General features: G+C 60.2%; 23 protein-coding genes. 9 read left to right on the top strand and 14 right to left on the bottom strand.

Translation table 11 applies throughout. The features are described from left to right. Nucleotides 1–30: 30 nt before the first annotated feature. Together htpX and NWV16_RS19750 are read right to left on the bottom strand one after the other, a co-directional pair. On the bottom strand, nt 31–918 hold the full coding sequence (gene htpX / locus NWV16_RS19755) for a protease HtpX (protein WP_260520428.1): 888 nt from the start codon (nt 916–918) through the stop codon (nt 31–33). 303 nt (nt 919–1,221) lie between these two features. Continuing rightward, nucleotides 1,222–2,433: a pyridoxal phosphate-dependent aminotransferase gene (locus NWV16_RS19750; protein WP_260520427.1), complete on the bottom strand. Its 1,212-nt coding sequence runs from the start codon at nt 2,431–2,433 to the stop codon at nt 1,222–1,224. A gap of 225 nt (nt 2,434–2,658) precedes the next feature. Between NWV16_RS19750 and msrB the strand changes: the two genes are divergently transcribed. The 3 genes from msrB (at nt 2,659) to NWV16_RS19735 (ending at nt 4,100) form a co-directional block, all read left to right on the top strand. Beyond that, nucleotides 2,659–3,054, top strand: coding sequence for a peptide-methionine (R)-S-oxide reductase MsrB (gene msrB, locus NWV16_RS19745; RefSeq protein ID WP_065257266.1), 396 nt, complete (start codon nt 2,659–2,661; stop codon nt 3,052–3,054). A gap of 102 nt (nt 3,055–3,156) precedes the next feature. Continuing rightward, nucleotides 3,157–3,642, top strand: coding sequence for a glutathione peroxidase (locus tag NWV16_RS19740; protein WP_065257085.1), 486 nt, complete (start codon nt 3,157–3,159; stop codon nt 3,640–3,642). Next, the gene (locus tag NWV16_RS19735) at nt 3,639–4,100 is read left to right on the top strand and encodes a MarR family winged helix-turn-helix transcriptional regulator (protein WP_260520426.1); all 462 of its coding nucleotides are present in this window, start codon (nt 3,639–3,641) and stop codon (nt 4,098–4,100) included. The genes NWV16_RS19740 and NWV16_RS19735 overlap by 4 nt, the downstream gene beginning before the upstream one ends. Here NWV16_RS19735 and NWV16_RS19730 read toward each other — a convergent pair. Further along, nucleotides 4,084–6,405, bottom strand: coding sequence for a response regulator (locus tag NWV16_RS19730; RefSeq protein WP_260520425.1), 2,322 nt, complete (start codon nt 6,403–6,405; stop codon nt 4,084–4,086). The two genes, NWV16_RS19735 and NWV16_RS19730, sit on opposite strands and share 17 nt — an antisense overlap. Nucleotides 6,406–6,571: 166 nt before the next feature. On the opposite strand from NWV16_RS19730, the gene NWV16_RS19725 reads away from it, so the two are divergent. Continuing rightward, nucleotides 6,572–7,462, top strand: coding sequence for an ATP-binding protein (locus tag NWV16_RS19725; RefSeq protein ID WP_065257082.1), 891 nt, complete (start codon nt 6,572–6,574; stop codon nt 7,460–7,462). After that, nucleotides 7,459–7,941 (top strand): GAF domain-containing protein, encoded by a 483-nt coding sequence (locus NWV16_RS19720; RefSeq protein WP_260520424.1) that lies wholly within the window; start codon nt 7,459–7,461, stop codon nt 7,939–7,941. The genes NWV16_RS19725 and NWV16_RS19720 overlap by 4 nt, the downstream gene beginning before the upstream one ends. Here the strand turns inward: NWV16_RS19720 and NWV16_RS19715 are convergent, their stop codons facing one another. The 8 genes from NWV16_RS19715 to NWV16_RS19680 form a co-directional block, all read right to left on the bottom strand. After that, complete coding sequence (locus NWV16_RS19715; protein WP_260520423.1) at nt 7,942–10,887, bottom strand: HD domain-containing phosphohydrolase; 2,946 nt, start codon at nt 10,885–10,887, stop codon at nt 7,942–7,944. It abuts the gene before it with no gap. A gap of 49 nt (nt 10,888–10,936) precedes the next feature. Next, nucleotides 10,937–14,593: a transporter substrate-binding domain-containing protein gene (locus NWV16_RS19710; protein ID WP_260520422.1), complete on the bottom strand. Its 3,657-nt coding sequence runs from the start codon at nt 14,591–14,593 to the stop codon at nt 10,937–10,939. Between the two features lie 8 nt (nt 14,594–14,601). After that, the gene (locus tag NWV16_RS19705; RefSeq protein ID WP_065257078.1) at nt 14,602–15,228 is read right to left on the bottom strand and encodes a response regulator transcription factor; all 627 of its coding nucleotides are present in this window, start codon (nt 15,226–15,228) and stop codon (nt 14,602–14,604) included. A gap of 312 nt (nt 15,229–15,540) precedes the next feature. Then, a complete protein-coding gene (locus NWV16_RS19700) occupies nt 15,541–16,869 on the bottom strand; it encodes a deoxyguanosinetriphosphate triphosphohydrolase (protein ID WP_260520421.1) in 1,329 nt (442 codons plus the stop codon). Nucleotides 16,870–16,937: 68 nt separating this feature from the next. Next, nucleotides 16,938–18,101, bottom strand: a complete 1,164-nt coding sequence (locus NWV16_RS19695) for an EAL domain-containing protein (protein ID WP_260520420.1) — start codon at nt 18,099–18,101, stop codon at nt 16,938–16,940. 124 nt (nt 18,102–18,225) lie between these two features. Beyond that, nucleotides 18,226–18,564, bottom strand: coding sequence for a hypothetical protein (locus NWV16_RS19690; RefSeq protein WP_260520419.1), 339 nt, complete (start codon nt 18,562–18,564; stop codon nt 18,226–18,228). After that, on the bottom strand, nt 18,561–18,947 hold the full coding sequence (locus NWV16_RS19685; protein WP_065257074.1) for a phage holin family protein: 387 nt from the start codon (nt 18,945–18,947) through the stop codon (nt 18,561–18,563). The genes NWV16_RS19690 and NWV16_RS19685 overlap by 4 nt, the downstream gene beginning before the upstream one ends. A 2-nt stretch (nt 18,948–18,949) precedes the next feature. Then, nucleotides 18,950–19,264: a YqjD family protein gene (locus tag NWV16_RS19680; RefSeq protein WP_260520418.1), complete on the bottom strand. Its 315-nt coding sequence runs from the start codon at nt 19,262–19,264 to the stop codon at nt 18,950–18,952. A gap of 316 nt (nt 19,265–19,580) precedes the next feature. Between NWV16_RS19680 and NWV16_RS19675 the strand changes: the two genes are divergently transcribed. Beyond that, entirely contained in the window at nt 19,581–20,789 is a 1,209-nt protein-coding gene (locus tag NWV16_RS19675; protein ID WP_260520417.1) for an ammonium transporter, read from the top strand. Here the strand turns inward: NWV16_RS19675 and NWV16_RS19670 are convergent. Next, nucleotides 20,786–22,498 (bottom strand): cation:proton antiporter, encoded by a 1,713-nt coding sequence (locus tag NWV16_RS19670; RefSeq protein WP_260520416.1) that lies wholly within the window; start codon nt 22,496–22,498, stop codon nt 20,786–20,788. The genes NWV16_RS19675 and NWV16_RS19670 overlap by 4 nt on opposite strands. A gap of 201 nt (nt 22,499–22,699) precedes the next feature. Here NWV16_RS19670 and NWV16_RS19665 point away from each other — a divergent pair, with 201 nt between their 5' ends. From NWV16_RS19665 to NWV16_RS19655, 3 genes are all read left to right on the top strand, one after another. Then, the gene (locus NWV16_RS19665; protein ID WP_065257070.1) at nt 22,700–22,936 is read left to right on the top strand and encodes a glutaredoxin family protein; all 237 of its coding nucleotides are present in this window, start codon (nt 22,700–22,702) and stop codon (nt 22,934–22,936) included. A 156-nt stretch (nt 22,937–23,092) separates the two neighbouring features. Continuing rightward, entirely contained in the window at nt 23,093–23,410 is a 318-nt protein-coding gene (locus tag NWV16_RS19660; protein WP_260520415.1) for a transcriptional regulator, read from the top strand. A gap of 66 nt (nt 23,411–23,476) precedes the next feature. Next, nucleotides 23,477–24,370 carry a pseudouridine synthase gene (locus tag NWV16_RS19655; RefSeq protein ID WP_260520414.1) on the top strand — a complete coding sequence of 298 codons (894 nt, stop codon included), beginning with the start codon at nt 23,477–23,479 and terminating at the stop codon, nt 24,368–24,370. A gap of 68 nt (nt 24,371–24,438) precedes the next feature. On the opposite strand, the gene NWV16_RS19650 is transcribed toward NWV16_RS19655, so the two are convergent. Continuing rightward, nucleotides 24,439–24,660, bottom strand: a complete 222-nt coding sequence (locus tag NWV16_RS19650) for a YgdI/YgdR family lipoprotein (protein WP_065257068.1) — start codon at nt 24,658–24,660, stop codon at nt 24,439–24,441. 75 nt (nt 24,661–24,735) lie between these two features. Beyond that, nucleotides 24,736–25,338 carry a molybdenum cofactor guanylyltransferase MobA gene (gene mobA, locus NWV16_RS19645; RefSeq protein ID WP_260520413.1) on the bottom strand — a complete coding sequence of 201 codons (603 nt, stop codon included), beginning with the start codon at nt 25,336–25,338 and terminating at the stop codon, nt 24,736–24,738. Nucleotides 25,339–25,396: the final 58 nt, after the last annotated feature.

The following is a 25,396-nucleotide window of genomic DNA, read 5'->3' as shown; positions in this document are numbered from 1 at the left end:
TCTGCGGGCCTTCTGTATTTGCCGAGTTGATCAACCGCGACGACGCAGGGCGTCGATACGCTCTTCCAGCGGCGGGTGACTCATGAACATGCGGGCGAGCCCTTGTTTTATGCCACCGTTGATGCCGAAGGCATTCAGGGTGTCAGGCATGTGCACCGGCAGACCCTGTTCGGCACGCAGGCGTTGCAGGGCGCCGATCATCGCGCTGGTGCCGGCCAGACGGGCGCCGGCGTCGTCGGCACGGAATTCCCGTTTGCGCGAGAACCACATCACGATCGCGCTGGCCAGGATGCCCAGAACCAGTTCGGCGAAGATGGTCGCGATGTAGTACGCGATACCCTGTCCTTCTTCGTTCTTGAAGATCACCTTGTCAACGAAGTTGCCGATGATCCGTGCAAAGAACATCACGAAGGTGTTCACCACGCCCTGGATCAGTGCCAGGGTGACCATGTCGCCGTTGGCGACGTGGCCGATTTCGTGGGCCAGCACGGCTTTCACTTCGTCCGGAGAGAAACGCTCCAGCAGGCCCTGGCTGACGGCGACCAGCGCATCGTTCTTGTTCCAGCCCGTGGCGAAAGCGTTCGCTTCGTAGGCCGGGAAAATCCCGACTTCGGGCATCTTGATCCCGGCTTCCCGGGACAGTTGCTCGACGGTTTGCAGCAGCCATTGTTCGTGGCGGGTGCGCGGCTGGGTGATGATCTGTGTGCCGGTGCTCATCTTCGCCATCCACTTGGAGATGAACAATGAGAACAGCGAACCGGCGAAACCAAAGACTGCACAGAAAACCAGCAGCTGATTGAGGTTGAGGTCAACCCCGTTGGCCGCCATGAACCCGTTGAAGCCGAACAGGCTCAGGGTGATGCTGGCTATCAGCACGACCGCCAGGTTAGTGGCCAAAAACAGCAGGATGCGCATCATGGTTGTAGAAATCTCCTCGAGCTAAAGATGTAGCGTACTGCGGGGTATATAAGGTGCTGCACCGGGCGATTCAACCGGGTGACTATTTCAAACTGTGTCCTGCATCGAATTCTGCAGTGCGTGGGACATTTCCCGTCCTCTGCGCCGCTATGGACGACCGCCGTGCGCCACCCACGCCAGTGCGTCAGACTCAAGCGATGGGTACGAGTCGACAGTGTAGAAGGCTTACGCAAGGTGGCGGGGCAGAAGTGTTGCTGAATCAGTCAGTGCGCAACGCAAGGCGCGTTGCGCACCGATGGCCGGCTATTGGCGGTAGCTCTTGAGGAAGTTGCCGATGCGTCCGATGGCCATGTCCAGATCATCGACACGGGGCAGGGTCACGACACGGAAGTGATCCGGCCATGGCCAGTTGAAGGCCGTGCCCTGAACCACCAGGAGTTTCTCGGACAGCAACAGGTCGAGGACGAATTTCTCGTCGTTGTGAATCGGGCAGACTTTCGGGTCGATCCTGGGGAAGGCATACAGCGCGCCCATCGGCTTCACGCAGCTCACGCCGGGAATGTCATTGAGCAACTCCCAGGTGCGGTTGCGCTGCTCCAGCAGGCGCCCTTGCGGCAGCACCAGATCGTTGATGCTCTGATAGCCGCCGAGTGCGGTCTGAATGGCATGCTGGCTGGGCACATTGGCACACAGGCGCATGTTGGCCAGCATGTCGATGCCCTCGATGTAGCTGTGGGCATTGTGCTTGGGCCCGGAGATGGCGATCCAGCCGGAGCGGAAACCCGCCACGCGATAAGACTTCGACAGGCCGTTGAAGGTCAGGCACAGCAGGTCCGGGGCCAGCGATGCCGTGCAGATATGCACGGCATCGTCGTAAAGGATCTTGTCGTAGATCTCGTCGGAGAACACCACCAGGTTGTGCTGACGGGCCAGTTCCAGCATGCCCAGCAACACTTCCTTCGAATAGACGGCGCCGGTCGGGTTGTTCGGGTTGATGATCACCATGGCCTTGGTGTTCGGGGTGATCTTGGCTTTCATGTCGGCCAGATCCGGGAACCAGCCGGCGCCTTCGTCGCACAGATAATGCACGGCATTGCCACCGGCCAGGCTGACGGCAGCGGTCCACAGCGGATAGTCAGGCGCCGGCACCAGCACTTCGTCGCCGTTGTTGAGCAAGGCCTGCAGCGACATCACGATCAGTTCGGACACGCCGTTGCCCAGGTAGATGTCTTCGATGCCGACACCTTCGACCTGCTTCTGCTGGTAGTACTGCATCACCGCCTTGCGCGCGCTGAACAGGCCTTTGGAGTCGCTGTAGCCCTGGGCGGTCGGCAGGTTACGGATCACATCCTGGAGAATTTCGTCAGGCGCTTCGAAACCAAAGGGCGCCGGGTTGCCAATGTTCAGCTTGAGGATGCGGTGGCCTTCCTCTTCCAGGCGTTTGGCGTGCTTGAGCACCGGGCCGCGAATGTCGTAGCAGACGTTGGCGAGCTTGTTCGATTTGCTGAACTGCATGGTGATGTGATCCCGAAAATGAACGATCCAGACGGCGGGTGGACAACCGTGCTGGGAATCCTGCGTCTTTACACAGGCAGGCCTCTTGAGCGGCGGTTTCCGACAATCCGTTTGAATGCGCCGGATCCCGCTGCCAGACTGGCGTATGACGAGGCGCAATCATACGTGCCGCCCGATCCGTGGAAAAGGTACAGATCGGGCTTTTTCAGCCGCTGAGGTGTGATGATGGAAAAGATAGAAAAGACCCTGGAAGAATGGCGCGCGATGCTCGATCCGGAGCAGTACAACGTGTGTCGTCTCAGTGCTACCGAACGACCGTTCTCCGGCAAGTACAACGCCACGAAGACGGACGGCGTCTATCACTGCGTCTGCTGCAACGCGCCGCTGTTCGACTCCACGACCAAATTCGACTCCGGATGCGGCTGGCCGAGCTTTTATGCACCGATCGGTGAAAGTGCCATGACCGAAATCCGTGACACCAGCCACGGCATGATCCGTACCGAAGTGAAATGCGCCCGTTGCGATGCGCACCTCGGTCACGTATTCCCCGACGGGCCGCCGCCAACCGGCCTGCGTTATTGCATCAACTCGGTGTGCCTGGACCTGGTGCCGCGCGAATAACCGAATGCAGGCGATCCACGGATCGCCTTTCGGATAATTAAATTGCACGCAATTCAATTGCTCGCTACCTTTGCAGCTTCTCAACTTTCCGGAGTGCGCACCATGAGCGATAACCTGCTGGACATCCCGTGCACCACCATCAAGGGCGAGCAAAAGACCCTCGCCGATTTCGCCGGCAAGGCGGTGCTCGTGGTCAACACCGCCAGCAAGTGTGGTTTCACTCCGCAGTACAAAGGGCTCGAAGCGTTGTGGCAGACCTACAAGGATCAAGGCCTGGTGGTGCTGGGCTTTCCGTGCAATCAATTCGGCAAGCAGGAGCCCGGCAACGAGGGCGCAATCAGCGAGTTCTGCGAGCTCAATTACGGCGTCAGCTTCCCGCTGTTCAAGAAGATTGAAGTCAACGGCAACGGTGCGCATCCGCTGTTTGTGCAATTGAAGAAACGTGCACCGGGCGTTCTGGGCTCCCAGGGCATCAAGTGGAATTTCACCAAATTCCTGATCGGCAAGGATGGCCAGGTGGTCAAGCGCTTCGCCCCGGCCACCAAGCCGCAGGACCTGAGCCGCGAGATCGAAGCCCTGCTCAAATGAACACGCTGTCCGCCGATGCCTTGAAGCTCGACAGTCAGTTGTGTTTCAAGCTGTACGCCGCGTCCCGGGCGGTGATCCGTGCCTACAAGCCGATGCTCGATCAGCTCGGTCTGACGTATCCGCAGTACCTGGTGATGCTGGTGCTGTGGGAATGGCAGGAGACCGCGCCGGAACAACCGACGGTCAAGGCGTTGGGCGAGCGTCTGGCGCTGGATTCCGGAACGCTCACGCCGCTGCTCAAGCGTCTGGAGCAACTGCAACTGGTACAACGCCGGCGTTCGGCGCGGGACGAGCGTGAGGTCCATCTGAGCCTCACCGCCCAGGGTCAGGCGCTGCGTGCGCAGGTCGGGCCTTTGAAGGATCGGTTGTTGTGTGACAGCGGTGTGGATCTGGATCGGCTCAATGAATTGCGCACGGGGCTCGACCATCTGTTGGGGCAGATCATAGCGCTGTCGTAGTCGGGATCCACTGATCCAGCAACGCTGCCAGTTCTTCGCGGCGAAAGGGTTTGGCCAGGTAGTCGCTCATGCCCGCCGCCCGGCACCGTTCGCGTTCCTCGGACATGGCGTTGGCCGTCAGCGCCACGATCGGCAGATGCGGCCAGCGACCGCTCTGGCGGATCTGCCGGCTCGCTTCGTAGCCATCCATCACCGGCATGTTGCAGTCCATCAATACCAGATCGAATTCGTGGTGTTCCAGTTGATCCAGCGCTTCTGCACCATGGGCTGCCACGATGACCTCGCACCCGAGTTTGCCGAGCATGCCCTTGGCTACCAGTTGATTGACCGGATTGTCCTCCACCAGCAATACCCGCCCGCGGCGTTGCGAGGGGACGTTTTCGAGCCGTGCGCGATCGATCGTGACGATCTCCGGTTGCAGGGTCCGGCGCAGATTCTGGTAAAGGGCATTGCGTGCCAGCGGGCGCGCCTGCTGTTGCAGCGGGGCGAGGGCGGCGGCCTCTTCGCCGGGCAGGAAGCTACCGTAGGCCGTCACCAGCAGGATCGGGGCGCTCATGGTCGGGCGCAGGCCGAACAGGCATTCGGGGCAGTCGGTGACGATGATGTCCGGCTTCAGGCCGAGCAATGAGTCGTCGATCGTGCGTTGTTCATAGGTCAGGCCCCAGACCGGCAGCAGGTTTTTCAGCAGCTCCGAGAGACCGCTGGCGGCCGTGGTAATGGCGAGCACGTTGCCATGCAGCGGTGCCGGAATGACTGCGCGGGTGTGGCAGGGCAATGGCAGTTCGGCGCAGAACTGGCTGCCGAATCCGACTTCGGAGCTGATCGTCAGGCGTCCCTGCATGGCTTCGCAAAGATTGTAGGTCAACGCCAGGCCCAGCCCGGTGCCGCCGTACTGCCGGGTAATGCCGGCCCCGGCCTGGGTGAAAGGCTGGAAGATTCTCACCTGGGCTTCCTGGGCGATGCCGATGCCGGTGTCACACACCTCGATACGCACGCCATCCTTCCATGTCGACAACCGGACATCGACCCGACCGAAACGGGTGAACTTCAGGGCGTTGGACAGCAGGTTACTGACGATCTGCCGGACCCGGGTCGGATCGCCGAGCACCAGCGCCGGGAAGTGCGGATCGATCAGGCAGGTCAGTTCGACGCTAGGCGCGGCATTCTGCGACAGCAGGTTGGCGGTGTCTTCGATGAGCGAGCCGAGGTCGAACGGGATGTGCTCGAGCTCCAGTTGTCCGGCATCGAATTTCGACAGATCAAGAATATCGTTGAGCAATTCCACCAGTACCTTGCCCGAGTCGTGGGCGATGGACAATTGCTGTTGCTGTTCAGCATTGAGCGGACCGTCCAGGGACAGCGCGATCATGCCCAGCAGGCCGTTGAGCGGAGTGCGGATCTCATGGCTCATATTGGCCAGGAAAGCCGAGCGCGCCTCGGCCATGTCCAGTGCCGTACTGCGGGCGACTTCCAGTTCCTCGTTGGACTGGCTGAGGCGGGCGTTGATTGCCTTGAGTTCGGCGGTGCGTGCGGAAACGATATCTTCCAGTTGTGCGAGGTAGTCGGTGAGGCGGTTTTCTGCGTTGCGCCGTTGCCGGATTTCCGTGGCGATATTTTCGAACTGCTGATTGGCGACCTTTACCAGCACACCGATCTCGTCGTTGGCATGGCCGGCCGGGCACTCCAGAGTGGTCGGTTCGGCACTGCGCGGATCGCGCCCGCTGAGTTCACGGATCACCCGCACCAGCGGCTTGGTCAGCATCACATAGAACAGCGCCAGCAGGATGCCGGTCAGGATCAGGCTGCGGGCAAAGCCGTTGAGCAAGGTGACTTCGGCCCGGCGCAGAAAACGGCTGCCGAAGGCATAGGTGTCCACTTCCAGGCTCAGGGTGCCGAGAGACTCGCCGGGCAAATGGTCGAGATAGAGCCGGTCCTCGAACTCGCGCTTGGCGCCGAACAGGAAGTCGCTCAGCACCCGGTAGCCACTTTGCAGCTCCGGACGCTTGACGCTGGCCAGCACCGTCTGGTTGTTGTCGGTCAATCGCGCGGAAATGATCGCCGGCGATCGCAGCAAACCCAGCGTAAGCTCCTGGGCCAGTTCCGCGTCGATGTTGTAGGCGATGCGCGAGGCCGGATTGTGGCTGATTTCCAGCAGGGAAAGGATTTCACGGTTGATGGAGGCGTCTTCGCTGGCATAATCGATGCCGATTTGCAGCAGACTGAGCAGTGTGCCCAGAATGAACCCGACCAGCACGGTAAGCCTGGCTTGCTTGTACGACAGCCGGTGGGTGAATTTGATATCCATGGGGTGTTGAACCACTTACGTTTCCCTTCGCTGCTCAAGCATAGTCGATCATGCATGGATACCGGAGTTCCCGCATAGCCTTGTAACAAGGGCCGGGACGGGTGTCGAACGCTATTGTCTGTCGCTGCTTTGTCATCATCACTGCCAACCCGCCCGAGGAGAAGACGTGGATTCCCGATTGAATGCTTTTCTTGAGCGCGCAGAGTCGGTTCTGGCGCGAATCGAACCGTTGCTGCCGGCGCCACGCCCGCTCATCGACTGGGGTACTTGCCTGGCTGCCCGCTGGCAGCGCGACGGGCGCAGCGGCTACCTGCTGCCACTGGAGGTCAGCCTCGACATGCGTTTGTCGGACCTGATCGGTGTCGATCGGCAACTGGAGCAACTGGGCCGAAATACCCAACAGTTTCTCGACGGCATGCCGGCCAACCATGCGCTGCTCTGGGGCTCGCGCGGGACCGGTAAATCCTCGCTGGTGCGGGCGCTGCTGGCCGAGCACGCCAAGGCCGGCCTGCGCCTGATCGAGATCGAGCGCGATCATCTGGCGGACCTGCCGCGGGTGGTGGAGCAGGTTGCCAAACTGCCACAGCGTTTCGTGCTGTTTTGCGATGATCTGTCGTTCGAGTCCGGCGAAGGCGATTACCGGGTGCTGAAAAGCGTGCTGGATGGCTCGCTGGAACAGGCGCCGGACAACGTGTTGCTCTACGCGACTTCCAACCGTCGTCACCTGGTGCCGGAAAAGGAAAGCGACAACGAAAACTGGAAGCGCGTCGATGGCGAGCTGCATCCCAGCGAGGCGGTGGAAGACAAGATTGCCCTGTCGGATCGCTTTGGCCTGTGGCTGTCGTTCTATCCGTTTACCCAGGAACACTTCCTCAATGTTGTCGAACACTGGATCGGCCAGTTGGCCTCCAGAGCCGGGCTGAGCTGGCAGCGCGACGAACAACTGGACATTCAAGCCGTACGCTGGGCGACCGGCCGCGGCAACCGCAACGGACGTTGCGCGTATCAATTCGCCCGCTATTGGGTGGGACTGAAATTGCTGGAGCACAAGGCATGATTGATTTGCAACAAAGCGGCCAGGGTCTGGAAGGCTATGGGATGCTGGCCGCGCAACTGGAGTCGCTGCTGGCGGACGAGCGCGATTTCATCGCCAACGCCGCACAGTTTTCGGCGTTCCTGTTCAACCAGCTCGACGACCTGAACTGGGCCGGTTTCTACCTCAATCGCAATGAAGAGCTGGTGCTGGGCCCGTTCCAGGGCCAGATCGCCTGCGTACGCATTCCATTCGGTCGCGGCGTGTGTGGCGCGGCGGCGGCCAGCCTGCAGACCCAACGGGTCGAAGACGTTCACGCATTCCCCGGTCACATCGCCTGTGACAGCGCATCGAACAGCGAACTGGTGGTTCCGCTGGTCAAGGACGGTCGTCTGATTGGCGTACTCGACCTCGACAGTCCGAAACTTGCCCGTTTCGGCGCAGAAGATCAGGCCGGTATCGAACGACTGGCGGCGATTTTCCTGCGCCTGACCGACTGCTGATCACGCCGCCAGTCCCGCCTTGCGCAACACGCCGGCGGGGTCTACCGCATCGACCTGATGCGGGTCGAGGAAGCGGCCGGCATATTGCAGGTAAACACCTTCGCGGATGAACAGGCCGAACAGCTCGGCGTCGATATGGGCTTCGCGGCACATGGTGGCCATGATTGCCAGCGCTTCGCTGAGCGTCTTGGCCTTTTTGTAAGGGCGGTCGGCGGCGGTCAGGGCTTCAAAGATATCGGCGATCGCCATCATTCGCGCAGGCAGGCTCATTTCCTCGCGTTTCAAACGTTTCGGGTAACCGGTGCCGTCCATTTTTTCATGGTGGCCGCCGGCAATTTCCGCCACGTTGTTCAGGTGGCCGGGGAAGGGCAGATGACTGAGCATCAGGATCGTCTGCACCATGTGGTGGTTGATGATGTAGCGTTCTTCGCGGGTCAGGGTGCCGCGAGGAATGCTCAGGTTGTAAAGCTCGCCTCGGTTGTATTTGTAACGCGGGACGTCGAGTTTGAATCCCCAAGGATTATCTTCCGGGATCAGCTCGCCGTCGCTGCGTTCGAGCAAGTGCTCGGGCTTGTCCGCCAGCAGTTTTTCGCTGACCGGCAAGGTCGGTGGCGGCGTGCGCGCCTGACGCCGGTTTTCTTCCCAGGACACACCCAGGCGATCATCCAGGGTGCGCGTCCAGGTGCGCTGCGCGATACCCTCGAGACGCTGCAGGTCGGTATCGGCCATGGCTTCGCTGCCCAGATTGCAACGGGCGACAAAACTGAAGTCATCATCCAGAGCCATCAGTGTCGCGTCTCGCAAACCGGCCAGTTGCTGTTCATCGCCACCCGACGCCAGCGCCTGCCAGTAACTGATCCAGGCATCGCGCTTGAGCACTTCGAACCGGGTGCGGATTTCATGGATGCGGTCGTTCAGGGTTTCCAGTTTGGTGGCTTTGTCGACGACGTATTCCGGAGTCGTGACCTTGCCGCAGTCGTGCAGCCACGCGGCGATGTGCAAGGCTTCCCATTCGTCCTCACCGGGCTGGTAATCGCTGAAGGCCGGCGCCTCGCTGGCTGCGGCGGCACGAGCGAGCATCAGGGTCAGTTCCGGCACGCGCTGGCAGTGTCCGCCGGTGTAAGGACTCTTGGCATCGATCGCACCGGCCAGCAGTTGAATGAACGCATCCAGCAGTTGTTTCTGCCGGGCCTGCAGGCGCTGACTTTCGATACTCACTGTCGCGGCGCCGGACACGGCCTGCAGGAATGCGATGCGGTCCGGGCGCAGTTTTTCCTGGTCGGCAACCGTGCCGCTGTCGTTGATCAGCAGCAACAGCAGGCCGACCGTCTCGTTGTGTCGATTGTGCAGGCGCAGGCCGATCAGATGAACCCTGGGCGTGGCCATGGCCAGCAGGACTTTTTGCAGATCGGCGGCCTGTTCGAAGCCCAGACCGGTCACGGTGTTGTCGGCCTGTACCAGTTGCCCGAACCAATCGGGACGTTGAGTGGCGTCAAGGTCGTAGCCTTGAACATCGAACTCGGACAGCGTCCGGGAAACACCATTGATCACCAGACCATAAGGTTCGATGCGCTTGCCATCGCTTTCGCGCAGATAAATCAGTCCTGCCTGGGCCTGGGCGATCTGCACCGTTTCGAACAGCACCCGTTGCAGCAGCGGGGCAAAGCGAGTTTCGGCAGTCAGACTGTCGGTGATGCGAAAGAAACTGGCCAAGGTGTCTTTCATGCGCGCCATCGACAGGCTCAACTGATCGACCTCCAGCACCGGCGAGCGCCGTGTCACGGGGAAGTTGAAGTCGAAACTGCGAATCGCATCGGCCTCCCTGACCAGTGCGTGCAGCGGCTTGACCAGAATCCGTGAAATCAGCCAGCCCAGCGGCAGACACAGCAACAACGTAGCGAGCGTGATCAACGCACCTTGCCAGCGCATGCGATAGGCATCGACCAGTAACTCGTCCTCCGGCACCAGCAAGGCCATCTGCAGGCCTTTGGGTCCACCTTCCTGCAAGTGGCTGCGGGCGAAGATCCAGCGTCGTCCGTCGGCGTTCAGCCGATTGCCCGGGTGTTCGCCGGTCAACAGGGCATGCAGGCTCGGGCTCAGGTCTGCCGCGCGGGCCAGTCGCGCGCTCTGGTCATCGACGATCAATCGGCGGCTGTCAGGGTATGCCACGGCGTTGCCATCGGCATCATAGAGGACAATTTCGGTCGCCGGTGTCACCACATGCTTGATCAGGGTCGCCGACAGCGCATCGAGGGTCAGGTCGGCGCCGATGACTGCGTGTTCGCCGCTGCGCCGGGCAAGGGTGGTACCGACATTGTGCGTGGAAAAAAATACGTAGGGCTCGGTGGTGACTTGCTCGTCCTGCTGCTGCGCGAGTTTGTACCAGGCCCGGCCACTTGGATCGTAGGCGTCGTCCTGATTGTCGGTACGACCGATCGCTGTCAGTTCACGATCGAAGAACAGTGATTGCGAGCGGGCCTTGCCGCTGGTGTCATGTTCGATGCTCCAGACCTGATAGGCCGCCGCATCCGGGGCCTTGAGAATTGTCTTCAGTGGCGCGGTGCGCAATGGCCGCACCATGAAGAAATCACCGTTGTCGTACCCCAGATACAGCGAAGCCAGGTCGGGATTGTCCGCCAGCGACTGGCTGAATGGCTTGAGCAGCGTCAGACGCTGTTCCAATGTGACGGCCCGGGTTCCCGCCGTGTCCGCGAGCAGGCTGAGCAAGTGCCGGATCGGTGCGTAGGTCGATTGCAGATCGACGCGCACATCCTGTTCGATGCGTTCAAACAGTTTTTCGCCGCTCGACAGGATGATCTGCGTGGTCTGCCGATAGTTGAACAGCCCCAGTACTACACCGGTGAGCAACAGCAGAAAGGTGAACATGACGCTGATGTGCACATGCAAGGGAAACCGGCGTTGTTCCGGGCGCAGTGGGCTGGGCATTGCGGACTCTCCGTGTTGAAAAAACACACTGCTCAGCGCTCAAGCATAGTTAAGGCCCGCTCACTCTGCTCTGTCCCGACTGCGCCTGTTGTTGCTCAAGTGCTCTCTCCAGTGCCATTTCCAGTTCGAGGATGGCGTTATGGCCGTCTTCGCACCGGCGTTCGATCTCGCATTGCGGCAATGCCTGCAGACATGCTTGTTCAAGCGCATCGCAACGGTCGATCAGGCGTGCGGCTTGGGCGATGCGTGCAGCGCCTTTGATCCGGTGCGCAATCTCGGCCAGCGCCTTGGGGTCACCTCTTCGGGACAGGGTCTGCAGGTCCTGGCGATCCTGCCGACTGCTGTTGAGCAACTCGCTCAGCAGTCGCCGCATCTGCGCCGGATTTCCCCCCGTCAGCGATTGCATTGCCTGCAAGTTGAACGGCGGCGCACGAAACAGGGGGCGTACGTTGTCGACCCACTGGCTCAGGACGCTCAGGCTCAGGGGTTTGAACAGGCATTCGTTCATGCCGGCCTGCTTGCAGCGCAGGATCTCTTCCGGCTGGGCATTGGCCGTAAACCCTAGTACCACGCAGGCAGGCCGCTGCGTGAGCCTTTCGTGGCGACGGATCGCCCGGGTCAGCTCATATCCGTTCATGACGGGCATGTTGCAGTCGGCGATGACCAGGTCGAATGTGCTGCCTTTCCATTGTTCCAACGCGCTGCGTCCCTCTTCGGCGATGCTGTATCGATGACCGAGATACTCCAGTTGCTGACACATCAGCAGGCGGTTGGCCGGATGATCGTCGACGACCAGCACGTTCAGAGGGGTGAGGGCGGTCTGGATCTGCGGTTCCTGTTCCGGGCCGGTCGCTTGCGCGGGCAGGGTCGCCAGGGGCAACGACACACTGACTCGGGTGCCGACACCCGGCTGGCTGCTCAATTGCAGTTCGCCACCCATCATTTCGCAAAGATTTCGGCTGATGACCAGGCCCAGCCCGGCACCGCCGATTGCCCGGCACTTGCCATGGCGGGCCTGGGCGAAAGGTTCGAACAGACGCCGTTGATCCTCGGCCGTGATACCGATGCCGCTGTCCTGTACGGTCAATTTCACCCGGGAGCAATCGGGGCGATCGCCGGCCAGCACTTCCAGCGAGATCTGCACCTGGCCATGCTCGGTGAACTTGATGGCATTGCTGATCAGATTCGACAGTACCTGCTTGAAGCGCAGAGGGTCCAGGTGCACGTCGACGTCCAGTCCGGGAGGGGAGACATTCAGCGTCAGGTCCAGATGTTTCTGACGGGCCAGACCTTCGAAAATCCTGATCACCGAACCGACGGTCCCGACGAGGTTGACGCGCTGGGGGCTCAGACTCAGACGTCCGGATTCGATCCGGGCGATATCCAGGATGTCACCGATCAACCCCAGCAGGTCCTTGGCCGAACTGTAGGCGGTTTCGATGTTGGCGCGGTCCGGGTGCATTTTGTCCATGCGTTTGAGGGACAACTCGAGCATGCCGATCACCGCGTTCATCGGTGTACGGATTTCGTGGCTCATGGTCGCCAGAAACGTACTCTTGGCCCGGTTGGCATCGTCCGCCCGCTCCTTGGCGGTGCGCAGTTCATCGAACAGTTCATGGCGCTCGCTGATGTCGATCCAGCCGCCGATGATGCCCTGAACGTCACCGCTGGAGTCGCGATACGGCAGGATCCAGTGATAGATCGTCAGGCGTCGGTCGCCGATGTGCAGTGGCCGGTCGAGCACAAGCGGCTTGCCCTCGGTCACCACTCGCTGGTAATCGGCCTGGAAAACCCTGGCTTCGTATGCGTTGTTGAGGGCTCCATCCATGACGCTTTTGCCGATGACGTCTTCGCGCCGGACATTGAAGGTTTCCAGGTAGCTGTCGTTGCAACTTTGCAGCAATCCCTGCCGGTCACGCACATAGATTGGATGCGGCGTGCCGTTGAGCAGCGAGCGCATGAATTCCAGCTGGTCGCTCAGGGCGCGTTCGGCTGATTTTCGCTGCCTGATCTGGCGGCGCATGTAGGCATTCCAGAACAGTGAAAGCAGCAGAAGCAGGCCGGCACCGCCTATGACCTGATAGAACAGACGCCGATATTGGTGCCAGGCACCCTGGGAAACACTTGAATAACCACGCCAGCGACCATTGATGATACCCAGCTCCTCGGGCGTGATGCTCATCAGCGTCTTGTCGATGATCGAACTCAGTTCGGGGTTGTCTCGCGCTGTTGCCAGAGAAAACGCTGCCTGGCGGGTACCGATGGTGGTGGTGATCTGTAGCGGCTGTTCGAAAATGTGTGAAGCGATGAAGTAGTTGGCGATCACCAGCGAATTCACGGCTCCGTCGACCTGACCTTCGTCGAGCAAGGCCACCGCGCTGAAGGTGTCCGGCGTTTCAATCAACTGGATGTGGGGAAACTCGCGGCGCAGATATTCGATCATCGGGTTGCCCTGGGCAATGGCCAGGCGCTTGCGCTTGAGTTGTCCGAGGTGTGTCGGACTGTCGGCTGCCTTGCGCGTCAGCAGGACGTAGGAGTTTTCGAGATAGGGGCGGCTGAATCGGAGGGTTTCCTCTCTTCGGGGTGTCGGCAGCAGAGCGGCAATCAGGTCGACCTGCCGGTTTTCGATCTGCTTGATCATCTCGGCGTCACTGCGGCTGCGGCGTACGTCGAAGCGCAGACCGGTGCGCAGGCGTATGAGTTCGAGCAGGTCGGCGCTGATGCCGCGAAAGTTGCCATCGGTATCGAAGAATGTCAGGGGAGCGAAGGCCTCGTTGACCACCACGCTGACCACCGGGTGTTTTTTCAGCCATTGCTCTTCGCGGTGGGTCAGTTGCAGTTTCTGATCGGTCAGCAAGGTGTCGCTGCCGGCACTCCAGCGTTTGGCGATATGCTCCCGTTCGCTCGCCGGGACGGCCTTGAGCACGTTATTGATGATGCCCAGCAATTGCGGGTTGTCACGACGCACGGCGAAACTGAAACCGTGCGCTTCGTGCTTGCCGAAATTGGCCATGCGGATGTTGTTCAGGTAGCCCTTGCTGATCATGTAGTGGGTGGAAATGGTATCGCCGAGAAACACGTCCGCCTGATCGAACGCCACTGCATTGATAGCGTTCTGGTAGGACGGGTAGGCCGTAACGAGCGCCTTGGGGTACAGGGTCTTGATCTCGTCCAGCGGCAGGTAGTGATACAGCATGCTCAGACGCAAACCGGCCAGACCTTCGCTCAATGAACGGGTTTCGCCTTCGCGGGTCACCAGCACGGGTTGATCGATGGCGTAGGGGCTGGACAGGACAAGACTGACGTTCTCCGCTTCCAGCCCGTTGGATGTCCCGAGCATGTCGATGCTGCCGTCGATCAAGGCCGCAATGGCGGCTTCTCGGCTGGAAAACCGCTTCACCTTGATCGGCAGGGCGGTTGCCTGCCCGATGATTCCGGCGTAGTCCGCGGTGAAACCTTCGTAATCACGACCGCTGGCGGTCATGTCGAATGGCGGATAGTCGGGAGCGGAGGTGCCCAGAATCAGTTCGTTGCGCCTGTTCAGCCAGTCTCTTTGCGTAGGTTCGAGCACTACCGGCAGTGATCTGCCGGTCGAACGGCTGAGCAGGGTCAAGTCTTGTGGCGAGGCGGGCGTGGCTGTTACTGAAGCACTTAACCCCAGGCATGTACTCGCAATGATCAGACACTTCTTTAAATGGCTGGACATGTTGGCTCTCACACGAGTGCGTTACGTTTGGCCATTTCGATAAGTTCTACAAGGGATTTGGCCTTGAGTTTCTGCATCAGGCGTTTTTTATAAGTGCTGACGGTCTTGTTGCTGAGAAACATGCCCTTGGCAATTTCCTTGTTTGTCCGGCCCTGGGCAAACAGTTGCAACACCATCAACTCCCTGTCGTTTACCGACTTGAAAAGTTCCAGTTCCACGTAGCGAATATCATCATTGCGAACCGGATTCAGTGCCTGGCTGGGAAAATAGTTGTAACCGGAAAGAACAGCCTTTATTGCGCTTACGAGTTCACTCAGGTCCTCCTGTTTGCACACATAGCCCGATGCACCGGACTGCATGCAGCGGATACCGAACAGTGTAGGGCACTGTGCAGTCAGGACCAGCGTCTTGAAGGGAGAACTCATGGCATTGAAGCGGGCCAGAACTTCCAGTCCGTCCAGTTTCGGAATACTGATGTCGAGAATGATCAGGTCGGGAGCGCATTCACGAACCATTTGCATGGCATCGACGCCATTATCGGTTTCCCCGACGACTTTATAACCTTCATGTTCCAAAAGCATTCGAACGGCAAGACGAATAACGGGATGATCGTCGACGATAAAAACGGAGTTCATATAAAGTCCCATGCGAGCGCGATTAAAGGGCGCACCTTAGCTCAGTTGGATGAGCGGTCGCATGAACCCACAGGGTCTCAGCAGCAATCTAGGATTGTTCCTACAAGTAAAGAGGAATGAGACTACGCAATAACTAGTTTTGGCGTAGGTAGAGAGACGCGGTGTCCTCTTCGGAATTCCCGCTGGAAATCTGTGTATGGCCGAAAATCGGCTTGTTTAATGTTTGTCGTCCATTCATGGACTGTTGTTTCGGTTATTGATTGCGATCCCTGACCCGACCGATCCATGGCTGATCGGTCGGGCGGCCGGTTATCAATGGCTGGAGCGCCCGGTCATTTCCAGTGCCATGTCGCTGGCATAGCTGTCGGTCATGCCGGCGATGAAGTCGATCATGCGCAGAAACGAGGTGTGCAACGGGCCATGCGGGTCCGGCGCATTGTTGCCCAGCAAGTCGAGGATCCTGCGGCTCTTGAAGGACGGCGTGCGGCCATTGTGTTGTTCCAAAGCCGCGCCGCAAAACGCATTGAGCAGAATTTCCAGGGTCGTGTAAGCGCCGATTTCATGCAGCGTCTTGCGTTTGTCCTGAAAGATTTTCTTGCGGGCGATGTCCTTGGCATTCAGCACGCAACGTTTGGCCGGACCATGCATGTGCTCCACGAGGTCACCCTGCAGCGTCCCGGCCAGCAACGCGTCCTGTTGTTCGACGAAGGCCCGGGCAGCGGCGTTGGTCAAGTGTTCGATGGCCTTGCCCCGCAGGATCGCCAGTTTGCGCCGACGCGAATCCTGCGGTCCCAGCTGCCGATAGGTTTCCGGCAAGTCGTCGCCGACCAGGCCAAGCAGCAATGACTCGACCTCGGCATAGTCCAGCAGATCCATTTCCAGTCCGTCTTCCAGATCGATCAGCGCATAGCAGATGTCGTCCGCGGCCTCCATCAGATACACCAGCGGATGACGTGCCCAGCGCTGTTCTTCGAGTTGCGGCAGGCCCAGCTTGTGGGCGATCTGCTCCAGCAATGGCAACTCGCTCTGGTAGCAGCCGAACTTGTGTTTCTTGTACCCCAGGGAGTCGGCGTGACGCGCGGTCCACGGGTACTTGAGGTACGTGCCGAGGGTCGCATAGGTCAAGCGGGTGCCACCGTCGAACTGGTGATATTCCAGCTGCGTGAGAACCCGGAAACCCTGGGCATTGCCTTCGAAGTTCAGGAAGTCACCGCGTTCGGCGTCACTCATCGCATCCAGCCAGCCACGCCCGGCGGCCTGCTGGAACCAATGGCGGATAGCGTCTTCGCCGGAATGGCCGAAGGGCGGGTTGCCGATGTCATGGGCCAGGCAGGCGGACTGCACGACCATGCCCAGGTCGCTCGGCTCACACCACTCGGGCAGGGCGCGACGCAGGGTTTCACCGACGCGCATGCCGAGCGAGCGTCCGACGCAACTGACTTCCAGCGAGTGGGTCAGGCGCGTGTGGATATGGTCGTTGCTCGAGACGGGATGCACTTGTGTCTTGCGGCCCAGACGGCGGAAGGCACCGGAAAAAATGATGCGGTCGTGGTCTTTGTGGAACGGGCTGCGGCCGAGTTCCTGCGGGCTGTGCAGCGGCTTGCCGAGACGTTCGCGGTTGAGCAGGGTTTGCCAATCCAAGGCTGATTCTCTCCGTCGGGTGACTGGTGCCCTAGCTTCCCGGTTCGGGGGGACGTCTGCAAGTGCAACTACAGCCCGGCGGCGTCGATGTCGATCAGCAACAGGCGTTCGCCATTGTCGAAGAACTGTCCGGCAGTCAGGCAATACTGGTTGGTGGTGGCATCGCGATACGTGTTGGAAAGCATCAGTCGCCGTTCTTCCCGGCCTTCGGCCAGCAAATGGTAGAAGTAAGGACGCCACGACCAGTTGTGACCCAGATAACGGTTGTCGGCAACCCAGCCACTCTGGCGCCATTCCAGGTTCGGTGTCAGTTGGGTGCCTTGACGATCGCACTGGTAAAAACGCAGCAGCCACGGAAAGGCATCCAGTTGCGGCAAGGCACTGAGCGGGGCGCGGGTCTGAGCCCAGTTCTGCAGGATCGTCATCAGCTCAGCGAGTTGTTGGCGCATCGACATCAGCTTGCCACGCTCGGCGAGCTTCTGCTTCACATAGGCCTGGCGCAGTTCAGCGAAGCGCGGGACGAAAGCGTCCGCTGCAAAGAAAGCCTGCTGCGCGCGGGCGAACAGAAACCCCTGTACATAACGTGAGCCTACCTCCAGGGCGAAATTCAGCTGGGCCTCGGTTTCCACCCCTTCGGCAATGATCCGGCAACCGGTTTTTTCCGCCATCTGCGCCAGCGCCTTGACCACATCGCTGCTGGGCCCACCGAGAGCGGCGGCCTGAAACAGGCGCATGTCGAGCTTGAGGATGTCCGGTTGCAGGGCCAGCACGCGATCGAGCTGTGAGTACCCGGCGCCGAAATCGTCTATGGCGATTCGAGCCCCGGCATCGCGGTAGCGCGCCACCACTTCAGACAAGCGCTGGCTGTTGCCACTCAGTTCGGTGATTTCGAAGACAATCCGCTGCGGATCGACGCCATGCCGGGCCAATTGCTTGAGACTTGGCAGCGCCTGGTCGGGGCGCAAACGGCTGATCCAGCGCGGTGACATGTTCAGGCTGAGAAACCAGTCCGGTGGTGCGTCGTGAAACCGGCTCAGCGCATTGTCACGAATCTGCCGGTCGAGGCGGCGCAGTGCGGTAGCGGGCGTTCTTGGATCGGCGAACAACGGCCCGACCGACGCCAGTTGCCCTTGCGCCTGGCGCAGGCGACCCAGAGCCTCGACGCCTGCAATGCGTCCGGTGGCGGTATCGATGAAAGGCTGAAAGCAGGCGAGCGGTTGCCCGTCGATCACGGGGCCTCCTTGGTCATTATTGTTTTGGTCGGGTCCTGCCAGCCGTACAGGCGAGCGGGATCGAATCTCCTGATAAAGAGATTCGATCCCGCGTGCAGTGCAAGAATGCAGCCAGATGTGAAACTCAGCGCTTGCCGGAATTCTGCATGATCAGTCTGATCAGCGGTGCGAGGCTGGTGCCGAGGCGGATCAAACGGCTCACGCCGCCGATGCCACCGCTTTTGGCGCCCTTGCCGGTGAGAAAACCCAGCAACGTCACTGCTGCCACGCCCCACAACGGGGCGTGCTTGATGCCGAAACCCTCCTGCAGGTTCTGCTTCATGCCACGCATGCGTTGCAAAGGCTCCATCAGTTGTCCGGTTTCGTGGCGTATTTCCTGGCGATGCATTTCCATGCGCAGGCGAATCAGGGCCTTGCGCATTTCCTGGCGCGAGCTGTTGCGCGGAAGTTCAGGCAGGCTCATGGCAACAGGCGCTCCCGGTCGTTGGCCAGTTCTTCCAGGGTGCCGTGGAAGGGCGAGGATTCATCGAATATTGCAGCCTTCAAGCGCAGCCCGCAGAAGATCGCCGCCAGGGTGTAGAACACGCACAGGCCGATGATCGCGGCGAGACGATAGGTGTCCCAGAACACGATCAGGACCAGTGTCGACAGGCCGACCAGCAACAGCAGCGCGAATACCAGTGCCAGACCGGCGAACAGTAACAGGCTGACAGTGCGCGCCTTTTGCTCTTGCAGTTCGATGCCGAACAGCTCGACATGACTGTGCAGAAGACCGAGGACGGCAGCGCCCAGGCGCCGTGTGGAAGAGGCAGTGCCCGCAGTCGGGCCGGATTCACCGATCGACATGATCAGCGCCGCGTGGCCAGCAGGCCAAGCAGAAAGCCTACCCCGGCGGCGATGCCCACCGATTGCCACGGATTGGCCGATACGTAATCTTCAGTGGCATTGACCGCAGCCTGACCGCGCTGGCGCAGAGTGTCTTCGGTCAACTTCAGGGTTTCCCGTGCGCGCAGCAGGCTTTCATGGATCTGTTCGCGCAACTCGTCAGCCTGATCGCCGGCGAGTGTGGCGGTATGTTCCAGCAACCGTTCGGTGTCGCTGACCAGGGTCTGGAAGTCGTTCATCAGGATTTCTTGAGCAGTCTTTGCCTTGATGCTGGCCATTGGGGATCTCCGTAAGTGGCGGTCTGAAGCGGCTTCTGAAACTTTCGAGTATGCGCCTTGCGTGAAGGTTCAGTACGAATGACTGGTACATCTTTTGCTGTGGCGTGGTGCGTCGTCTGGCCATGGTGCGCCATTGCCGGGCGCGAAACCGGGAATCATAGCCCGGATGACACGGGTTCAGCGCAGGACATCGGCCTAGTGCGCCAAAACGGTTCACCCGCTCCGTGGGCTGGTGATCTGCGCGGTCGCAACTTGGTGCGTGAAATGTCCGCATGAACCGCTTTGGTGCCTTTTTCAGCCTTGGGTCTGCCTCTTCATGGAAAATCTGCAAAGCGCTGTGGATACGCTCGTTCATGGTTCCAACACGTTATTCATTCTGATCGGTGCGGTCATGGTGCTGGCCATGCACGCCGGTTTCGCCTTTCTGGAGGTCGGCACGGTTCGCCAGAAGAATCAGGTCAATGCCCTGTCGAAGATTCTCAGCGACTTCGCGGTGTCGACGCTGGCCTATTTCTTTATAGGCTACTGGATCTCGTACGGGGTGACGTTTCTGCAACCGGCAACCGTGCTCAGTGCCGATCATGGTTACGCACTGGTGAAGTTTTTCTTCCTGCTGACCTTTGCGGCAGCGATTCCGGCGATCATTTCCGGCGGCATTGCCGAGCGGGCCCGGTTCGTTCCACAGCTGTGCGCAACAGCGCTGATCGTGGCGTTCATCTATCCGTTTTTCGAGGGCCTGATCTGGAACGGCAACCATGGGCTGCAAGCCTGGCTGGCCGCGCGATTCGGCGCATCGTTCCATGATTTCGCCGGCTCCGTGGTGGTTCACGCCATGGGCGGCTGGCTGGCGCTGGCGGCGGTATTGTTGCTGGGGCCGCGCAACGGTCGCTATCGCGATGGCCGGCTGGTGGCGTTTGCGCCGTCGAGCATTCCGTTTCTGGCGTTGGGATCGTGGATCCTGATCGTCGGCTGGTTCGGCTTCAACGTGATGAGCGCGCAGACCCTTCAAGGTGTCAGTGGCCTGGTGGCGGTCAATTCATTGATGGCGATGGTGGGCGGAACGGTGGCGGCACTGATCGTCGGGCGCAATGACCCGGGCTTTCTGCACAACGGCCCGTTGGCCGGTCTGGTGGCGGTTTGCGCGGGCTCCGACCTGATGCACCCGGTGGGCGCGCTGGTCACCGGTGCGATTGCCGGCGCCCTGTTTGTCTGGTGCTTCACGGCGGCGCAGGTCAAATGGCGGATCGATGATGTGCTGGGGGTTTGGCCACTGCACGGAGTATGTGGCGTGTGGGGCGGCATCGCCTGCGGGATCTTCGGCTCGACCGCATTGGGCGGGCTCGGCGGCGTCAGCCTGATCAGTCAGTTGATCGGCACGGCGTCGGGCGTTGTGGTGGCGTTGGTCGGTGGCTTCGCCGTCTATGGCTCGATCAAGGCATTGCATGGCCTGCGCCTGAGCCAGGAACAGGAGTACTACGGCGCGGACCTGTCTTTGCACAAGATCGGCGCGGTGAGTCAGGACTAGGTCTCCTCATCGTCGGCACCCGGGTAAAAGCCATGCAGCAGGCGGTAGCGGTCGATGCGCACCCGATCGACTTTCTCCTGCACCTGGTGCGCCGGCAGGCCGAGAAGAATCAGGGCGTGGGCGGCGAGCATCAGGCTTGACTCCAGCAATTCAGGAACCACTTCGCTGGCGCCGGCGGCTTTGAGTTCGGACCACTGGCTGTCGTCGCGGGTGCGCACCAGAATCGGCACTTTCGGGTTGAGTCGCCGCGCCTCCTTGAGCACCCGCAACGCTACATCGCTTTTATCCACGGCAATCACCAGCAGCCTTGCACGCAGCAAACCGACTGCTGTCAGAAGGTCGGCGCGTGCAGAGTCGCCGTAATGCACGTCGCGTTCGACGGTGGCTGCCTCCTGGATACGTACGGGGTCGTTGTCCAGGGCGATGTAAGGTTGCCCGGCATTGCGCATGAAGCGTCCGATCGACTGACCGACACGCCCGTAGCCGCAGATCACCACATGCTGATCGAGACCGGCATTGAGGGCACTGATCTGCTCGATCTGTGCTTCCTCATTGGGTTTGCGATGCAGGGCCGCGGCGATGCGAGGGGCGGCGCGCAACATCAGCGGTGTCAGCAGCATTGAGCAGAACGTCGTCGCGAGAAGCAGGGCGCCGAGATCGGCGGGCATCAAATTATTCTGCTGCATCTGCGCCATCAGGGCGAAACAGAACTCGCCACCCTGCGCCAGGGCCAGGCCGCTGCGCCAGGCGGTTTCATTGTCGCTGCCACGCCATTTCACCAGCAGCGCCACCACGGAGCCCTTGATCACCAGCAGGCCCAGGGTCATGGCGATGATCAGAAGGCTGTGACTGATGAAGAGTTGCAGGTCAATGAGCATGCCGATGCTGACGAAAAACAGGCCGAGCAGGATGTCGCGGAACGGCCGGATATCGGCTTCGATCTGGTGCCGATAATGACTTTCCCCCAGCAGCATGCCCGCCAGGAACGCGCCGAGGGCAGGGGACAAGCCAAGCAGGTGAGTCAGCCATGCCGTGAGCAACACGATGACCAGCGCCAACAGTACGAACAGCTCGGCCGAACGCGATGCGGCCACTTCCTGGAAGAGGCGCGGCAACAGCCAGCGACTGGCCAGCAGCAAGCCCATGAACAGCACGACTGTCTTGAGCAGTGTCAGCGGCAACGCCCAATACCACGCCTGGTCGCTGCTGCCGGCGAAGACGGGCACCAGTGTCAATAACAACACCGCCACGACATCCTGAAACAACAAGACGCCGACCGCATTCTGGCCATGGCTGCTGAAGATTTCGCCGAGGCTGCCCAGTTCTTTGGTGACGATCGCCGTGGATGAAAGCGAAAGGCCCGCGCCGAGCAGCAGCGCCGGGGCTAGAGGCATGCCCAGCAGCATCAGTACACTTCCCAGCAGGCCAGCGCTGATCAGTACTTGCTGGCTGCCCAGGCGAAACACTACCTGGCGAAGCGCAATCATTTTCGACAGGGAGAATTCCAGCCCCAGGGAAAACAGTAGAAACACCACGCCCAGTTCGGCCAGGTCCGGCAGATGCTCGCTTTCGTTGATCCAGTCGAAGGCCTTCGGGCCGACCATCAGTCCTACGCACAGATAGCCCAGCACCGGCGGCAGGCGCAGGCGTCGGAACAGGGCAATCACCACCAGGGAGGAGGCGAGGATAATCAGCAGATTGGCAAACACAGAACACTCCGGCGATGGGGCGGGCTCTTCAAGCGTAGAGGCAAAAAACACCGGAGCATGGCGTAATTCGTCCTGGCGGGAGCTGATTCATGTCAGGTTTTCTGTCAGGGAAACCGGGTTCGCGAGTCGAGTACGCTGGCGGCTCGACGGGTTTGCGGGGCGGGCCTAGAATGTCCCATCAAATGTCTGGATCGAGCGCACATGCTTCCTGAATGCCAGCTGTTCGGCACCCTGGGGTGTCACCTGTGTGAAGTGGCCGAAGCCGAGTTGATGCCCTTTGTCGAGCATGGCCTGCTGGTGGAGCTGGTGGACATCGCTGACGATGAATCCTGGTACGAAGCTTACAGCCTGCGGATTCCGGTCTTGCGGCGAACCGATACCGGTGCGGAGCTCGGATGGCCATTCAGCGCCGATCAGGTGGTGGCATTTCTTCGCTGATTTTTCCTGCGCCCATTCATCGCGGCGATCATTCCCTCCTTGGCGCTTGCCGGATTATTCGGTTACTGTATGTGTATACAGTAATTGGGTGATCCTGCCATGCCTGGCGCTATCTGGACAATGCGCAGGGCAGGCAGGACGCCGGAGGGATGAATCGTGGTCAATGTCGAACAATTGAAAAGCAGTGTGAACCGGATGTCGGTGGATGTGATTGGCGAGGCCGTCCGCGAGTTGCGTCTGGATGGTCTGGTCACGGAAGGCAAGACGCCGTTCAACAAGCTGCATTTCAATACCTGTTTTGCCGAGATCGAAGCCCTGTTCCAGCGTGCCGGTTATCACAAGCAACTGGATGTGGTGGGCTATCAGGGGTTGTTGTATGCCCTGTACGACCCGGGTCGCTGGGAGGCGGTCGAAGTCTTGCGCTGGCTGAAGGAGTTCACCGAAGCCGCCGCGATGAAGTCGATTCCGGCATGAATCCGCTAGGCCCGTCGTGTCCTGTGCTGGATAATGCGGCTCTGTTTCGTGGTTCGAGTGTTCCGTATGTCCAGCGCATCAGTGTTTTCCGCCGCACAGAGTCAGGCCAGCACGCTTTATCTGCCCCCTGGTGACTGGCGGACAGTGTTCGATTGCCTCTGCGATCACTTCAGTACGATCGGGCGCGAGCAATGGCGCGACAGGATTGCCCGGGGACGAGTGCTGGACGGCGAGGGGCGACCGATCGCACTGGAGTTGCCGTACAAGGAAGGCCTGCGTATTCACTACTTTCGCGAAGTGCCGGACGAGAAACCGATTCCGGTGGTCGAGTCGATTCTCTACGCGGACGAGCATCTGGTCGTGGCGGACAAACCGCACTTCCTCCCGGTGACCCCGGCAGGCGAGTATGTCGAGCAGACGTTGCTGCGCCGGTTGATTCGCCGCCTGGACAATCCGCATCTGGTGCCGCTGCACCGAATTGACCGGCACACGGCCGGCCTGGTGATTTTCTCGGCCAACCCGCAGACCCGTTCGGCGTATCAGTCGCTGTTTCCGACGAGGCAAATCGAAAAACGTTACGAAGCCATCGCTCCCGCGCTCCCCGGGCTGGACTTTCCGATGGTGCACAAAAGCCGGATGGTCGATGGCGAGCCTTTTTTTCGCATGCAGGAAGTGTCGGGCGTCAGCAATACCGAAACGGCAGTGGAAGTGAGGGAGCGGAACGGTGAGCTCTGGCGTTATGGTCTGTATCCCGTGACCGGCAAGAAGCATCAGTTGCGGGTGCACATGACGTCGCTGGGCGCGAGCATTTGCAATGATCCGTTCTATCCAGAGGTGCTCAGGGACGTTGTGGATGATTACGCCAAACCGCTCAAGCTTCTGGCGCAGGGGTTGCGGTTCATTGATCCGGTCACGGGGCAGACTCGAGAGTTTGAAAGCCGGATTACGCTGGACTGGTGATCGCAGGCGTCGGCCACCGCCCATGAAAAAGCCCGCATTTGCGGGCTTTTTCATATATCGGGGATCGCTTACAGCTCTTTGACGGTGCGAACCTGATCCTTGTTGATGCGAGTCTGTTTGCCGTCCAGTTGTTCGAATTCGTAGAAGCCGGAATCCTTGTCGAATTTTGGCGAGTCGACGGCCTGGATTTCGCGACCGTCATTCAAGGTGATCACCGTTGGCGAAGCGCAACCAGCGAGGGTGGCCAGGCCCAGTGCAAGCATGAAAGTGGCGATAGTCCGTTGAGTCATGTGTCTGTCTCCGAAGGGAAATTTGGTTACTGAAGCTGTAGACGTATACAAGGCGTGAGAGTTCCTTGAATGCGATCAGTCTGACACAGTGTCATGGGAGCTTAACAGTTCCGGGGTGTTGAGATTGGCCAGCCTCGGGTCGTTATCCGGGCAGATCAGTGCCCTCGCGCCGAGGCTGCGCATGAGTCGGCCGGGGCTCCGTTCTCCCTGGTGCCAGGCGTCTTCGAACGCGGGCAGCAGTACCACGGGAATCACGCACAGCAGGGGTTCCCAGTGGTCATCATGACGCAGCATCAAAGGGTTTTCAGGGTTCAGGCTGGCGGTCTCGCGCATTTCCTGAAGCAAGGGAAGGTCGATTCGCGGCACGTCGCAAGGCAGGACCAGCAAGTGGGTATGGCGGGCGGCGCGCAAACCTGCGCGAATACCGGCCAGCGGCCCCGGAAAGTCCTCCACATCATCACTGACCAATTGATCCGCGAAGCATCCATAACGCTCATGATTGCGGTTGCAGGAAATGATCAGATCGTCCGTCAAGGGGCGAACTTTTCGCTGCAGATGAGCGATCAGTGGTTCGCCCTGCCATTCCATGAGTCCCTTGTCCTGTCCGCCCATGCGCGCACCGCGTCCGCCGGCCAGCAGGAGGACGGAACAGGGTGGCAATGGCGTATTCGAAATCATGGAGACGCTCCGCAGGTTCGGCGAAAAAATGGAGTGCTGTGATATAACACCGGGCTGT

This window comes from Pseudomonas sp. BW7P1 (genome assembly GCF_024981055.1).
In the GTDB taxonomy this organism is placed as follows: domain Bacteria; phylum Pseudomonadota; class Gammaproteobacteria; order Pseudomonadales; family Pseudomonadaceae; genus Aquipseudomonas; species Aquipseudomonas bananamidigenes.
Note: the sequence above shows the minus strand (reverse complement) of the source record. Positions and strands in the feature narration are given on the sequence as shown.

Coding starts and splice junctions, on each gene's coding strand:
- NWV16_RS19715 (WP_260520423.1), bottom strand. CDS start 10,887: ATGCCCAGCCCACTGCGCCCGGAACAACGCCGGTTTCCCTTGCATGTG.
- htpX (WP_260520428.1), bottom strand. CDS start 918: ATGATGCGCATCCTGCTGTTTTTGGCCACTAACCTGGCGGTCGTGCTG.
- NWV16_RS19650 (WP_065257068.1), bottom strand. CDS start 24,660: ATGACTCAACGGACTATCGCCACTTTCATGCTTGCACTGGGCCTGGCC.
- NWV16_RS19735 (WP_260520426.1), top strand. CDS start 3,639: ATGAACACGCTGTCCGCCGATGCCTTGAAGCTCGACAGTCAGTTGTGT.
- NWV16_RS19655 (WP_260520414.1), top strand. CDS start 23,477: ATGTCCAGCGCATCAGTGTTTTCCGCCGCACAGAGTCAGGCCAGCACG.
- NWV16_RS19690 (WP_260520419.1), bottom strand. CDS start 18,564: ATGAGCCTGCCTGAACTTCCGCGCAACAGCTCGCGCCAGGAAATGCGC.
- NWV16_RS19680 (WP_260520418.1), bottom strand. CDS start 19,264: ATGGCCAGCATCAAGGCAAAGACTGCTCAAGAAATCCTGATGAACGAC.
- mobA (WP_260520413.1), bottom strand. CDS start 25,338: ATGATTTCGAATACGCCATTGCCACCCTGTTCCGTCCTCCTGCTGGCC.
- NWV16_RS19685 (WP_065257074.1), bottom strand. CDS start 18,947: ATGTCGATCGGTGAATCCGGCCCGACTGCGGGCACTGCCTCTTCCACA.
- NWV16_RS19720 (WP_260520424.1), top strand. CDS start 7,459: ATGATTGATTTGCAACAAAGCGGCCAGGGTCTGGAAGGCTATGGGATG.
- msrB (WP_065257266.1), top strand. CDS start 2,659: ATGGAAAAGATAGAAAAGACCCTGGAAGAATGGCGCGCGATGCTCGAT.
- NWV16_RS19675 (WP_260520417.1), top strand. CDS start 19,581: ATGGAAAATCTGCAAAGCGCTGTGGATACGCTCGTTCATGGTTCCAAC.
- NWV16_RS19665 (WP_065257070.1), top strand. CDS start 22,700: ATGCTTCCTGAATGCCAGCTGTTCGGCACCCTGGGGTGTCACCTGTGT.
- NWV16_RS19710 (WP_260520422.1), bottom strand. CDS start 14,593: ATGTCCAGCCATTTAAAGAAGTGTCTGATCATTGCGAGTACATGCCTG.
- NWV16_RS19705 (WP_065257078.1), bottom strand. CDS start 15,228: ATGAACTCCGTTTTTATCGTCGACGATCATCCCGTTATTCGTCTTGCC.
- NWV16_RS19740 (WP_065257085.1), top strand. CDS start 3,157: ATGAGCGATAACCTGCTGGACATCCCGTGCACCACCATCAAGGGCGAG.
- NWV16_RS19730 (WP_260520425.1), bottom strand. CDS start 6,405: ATGGATATCAAATTCACCCACCGGCTGTCGTACAAGCAAGCCAGGCTT.
- NWV16_RS19750 (WP_260520427.1), bottom strand. CDS start 2,433: ATGCAGTTCAGCAAATCGAACAAGCTCGCCAACGTCTGCTACGACATT.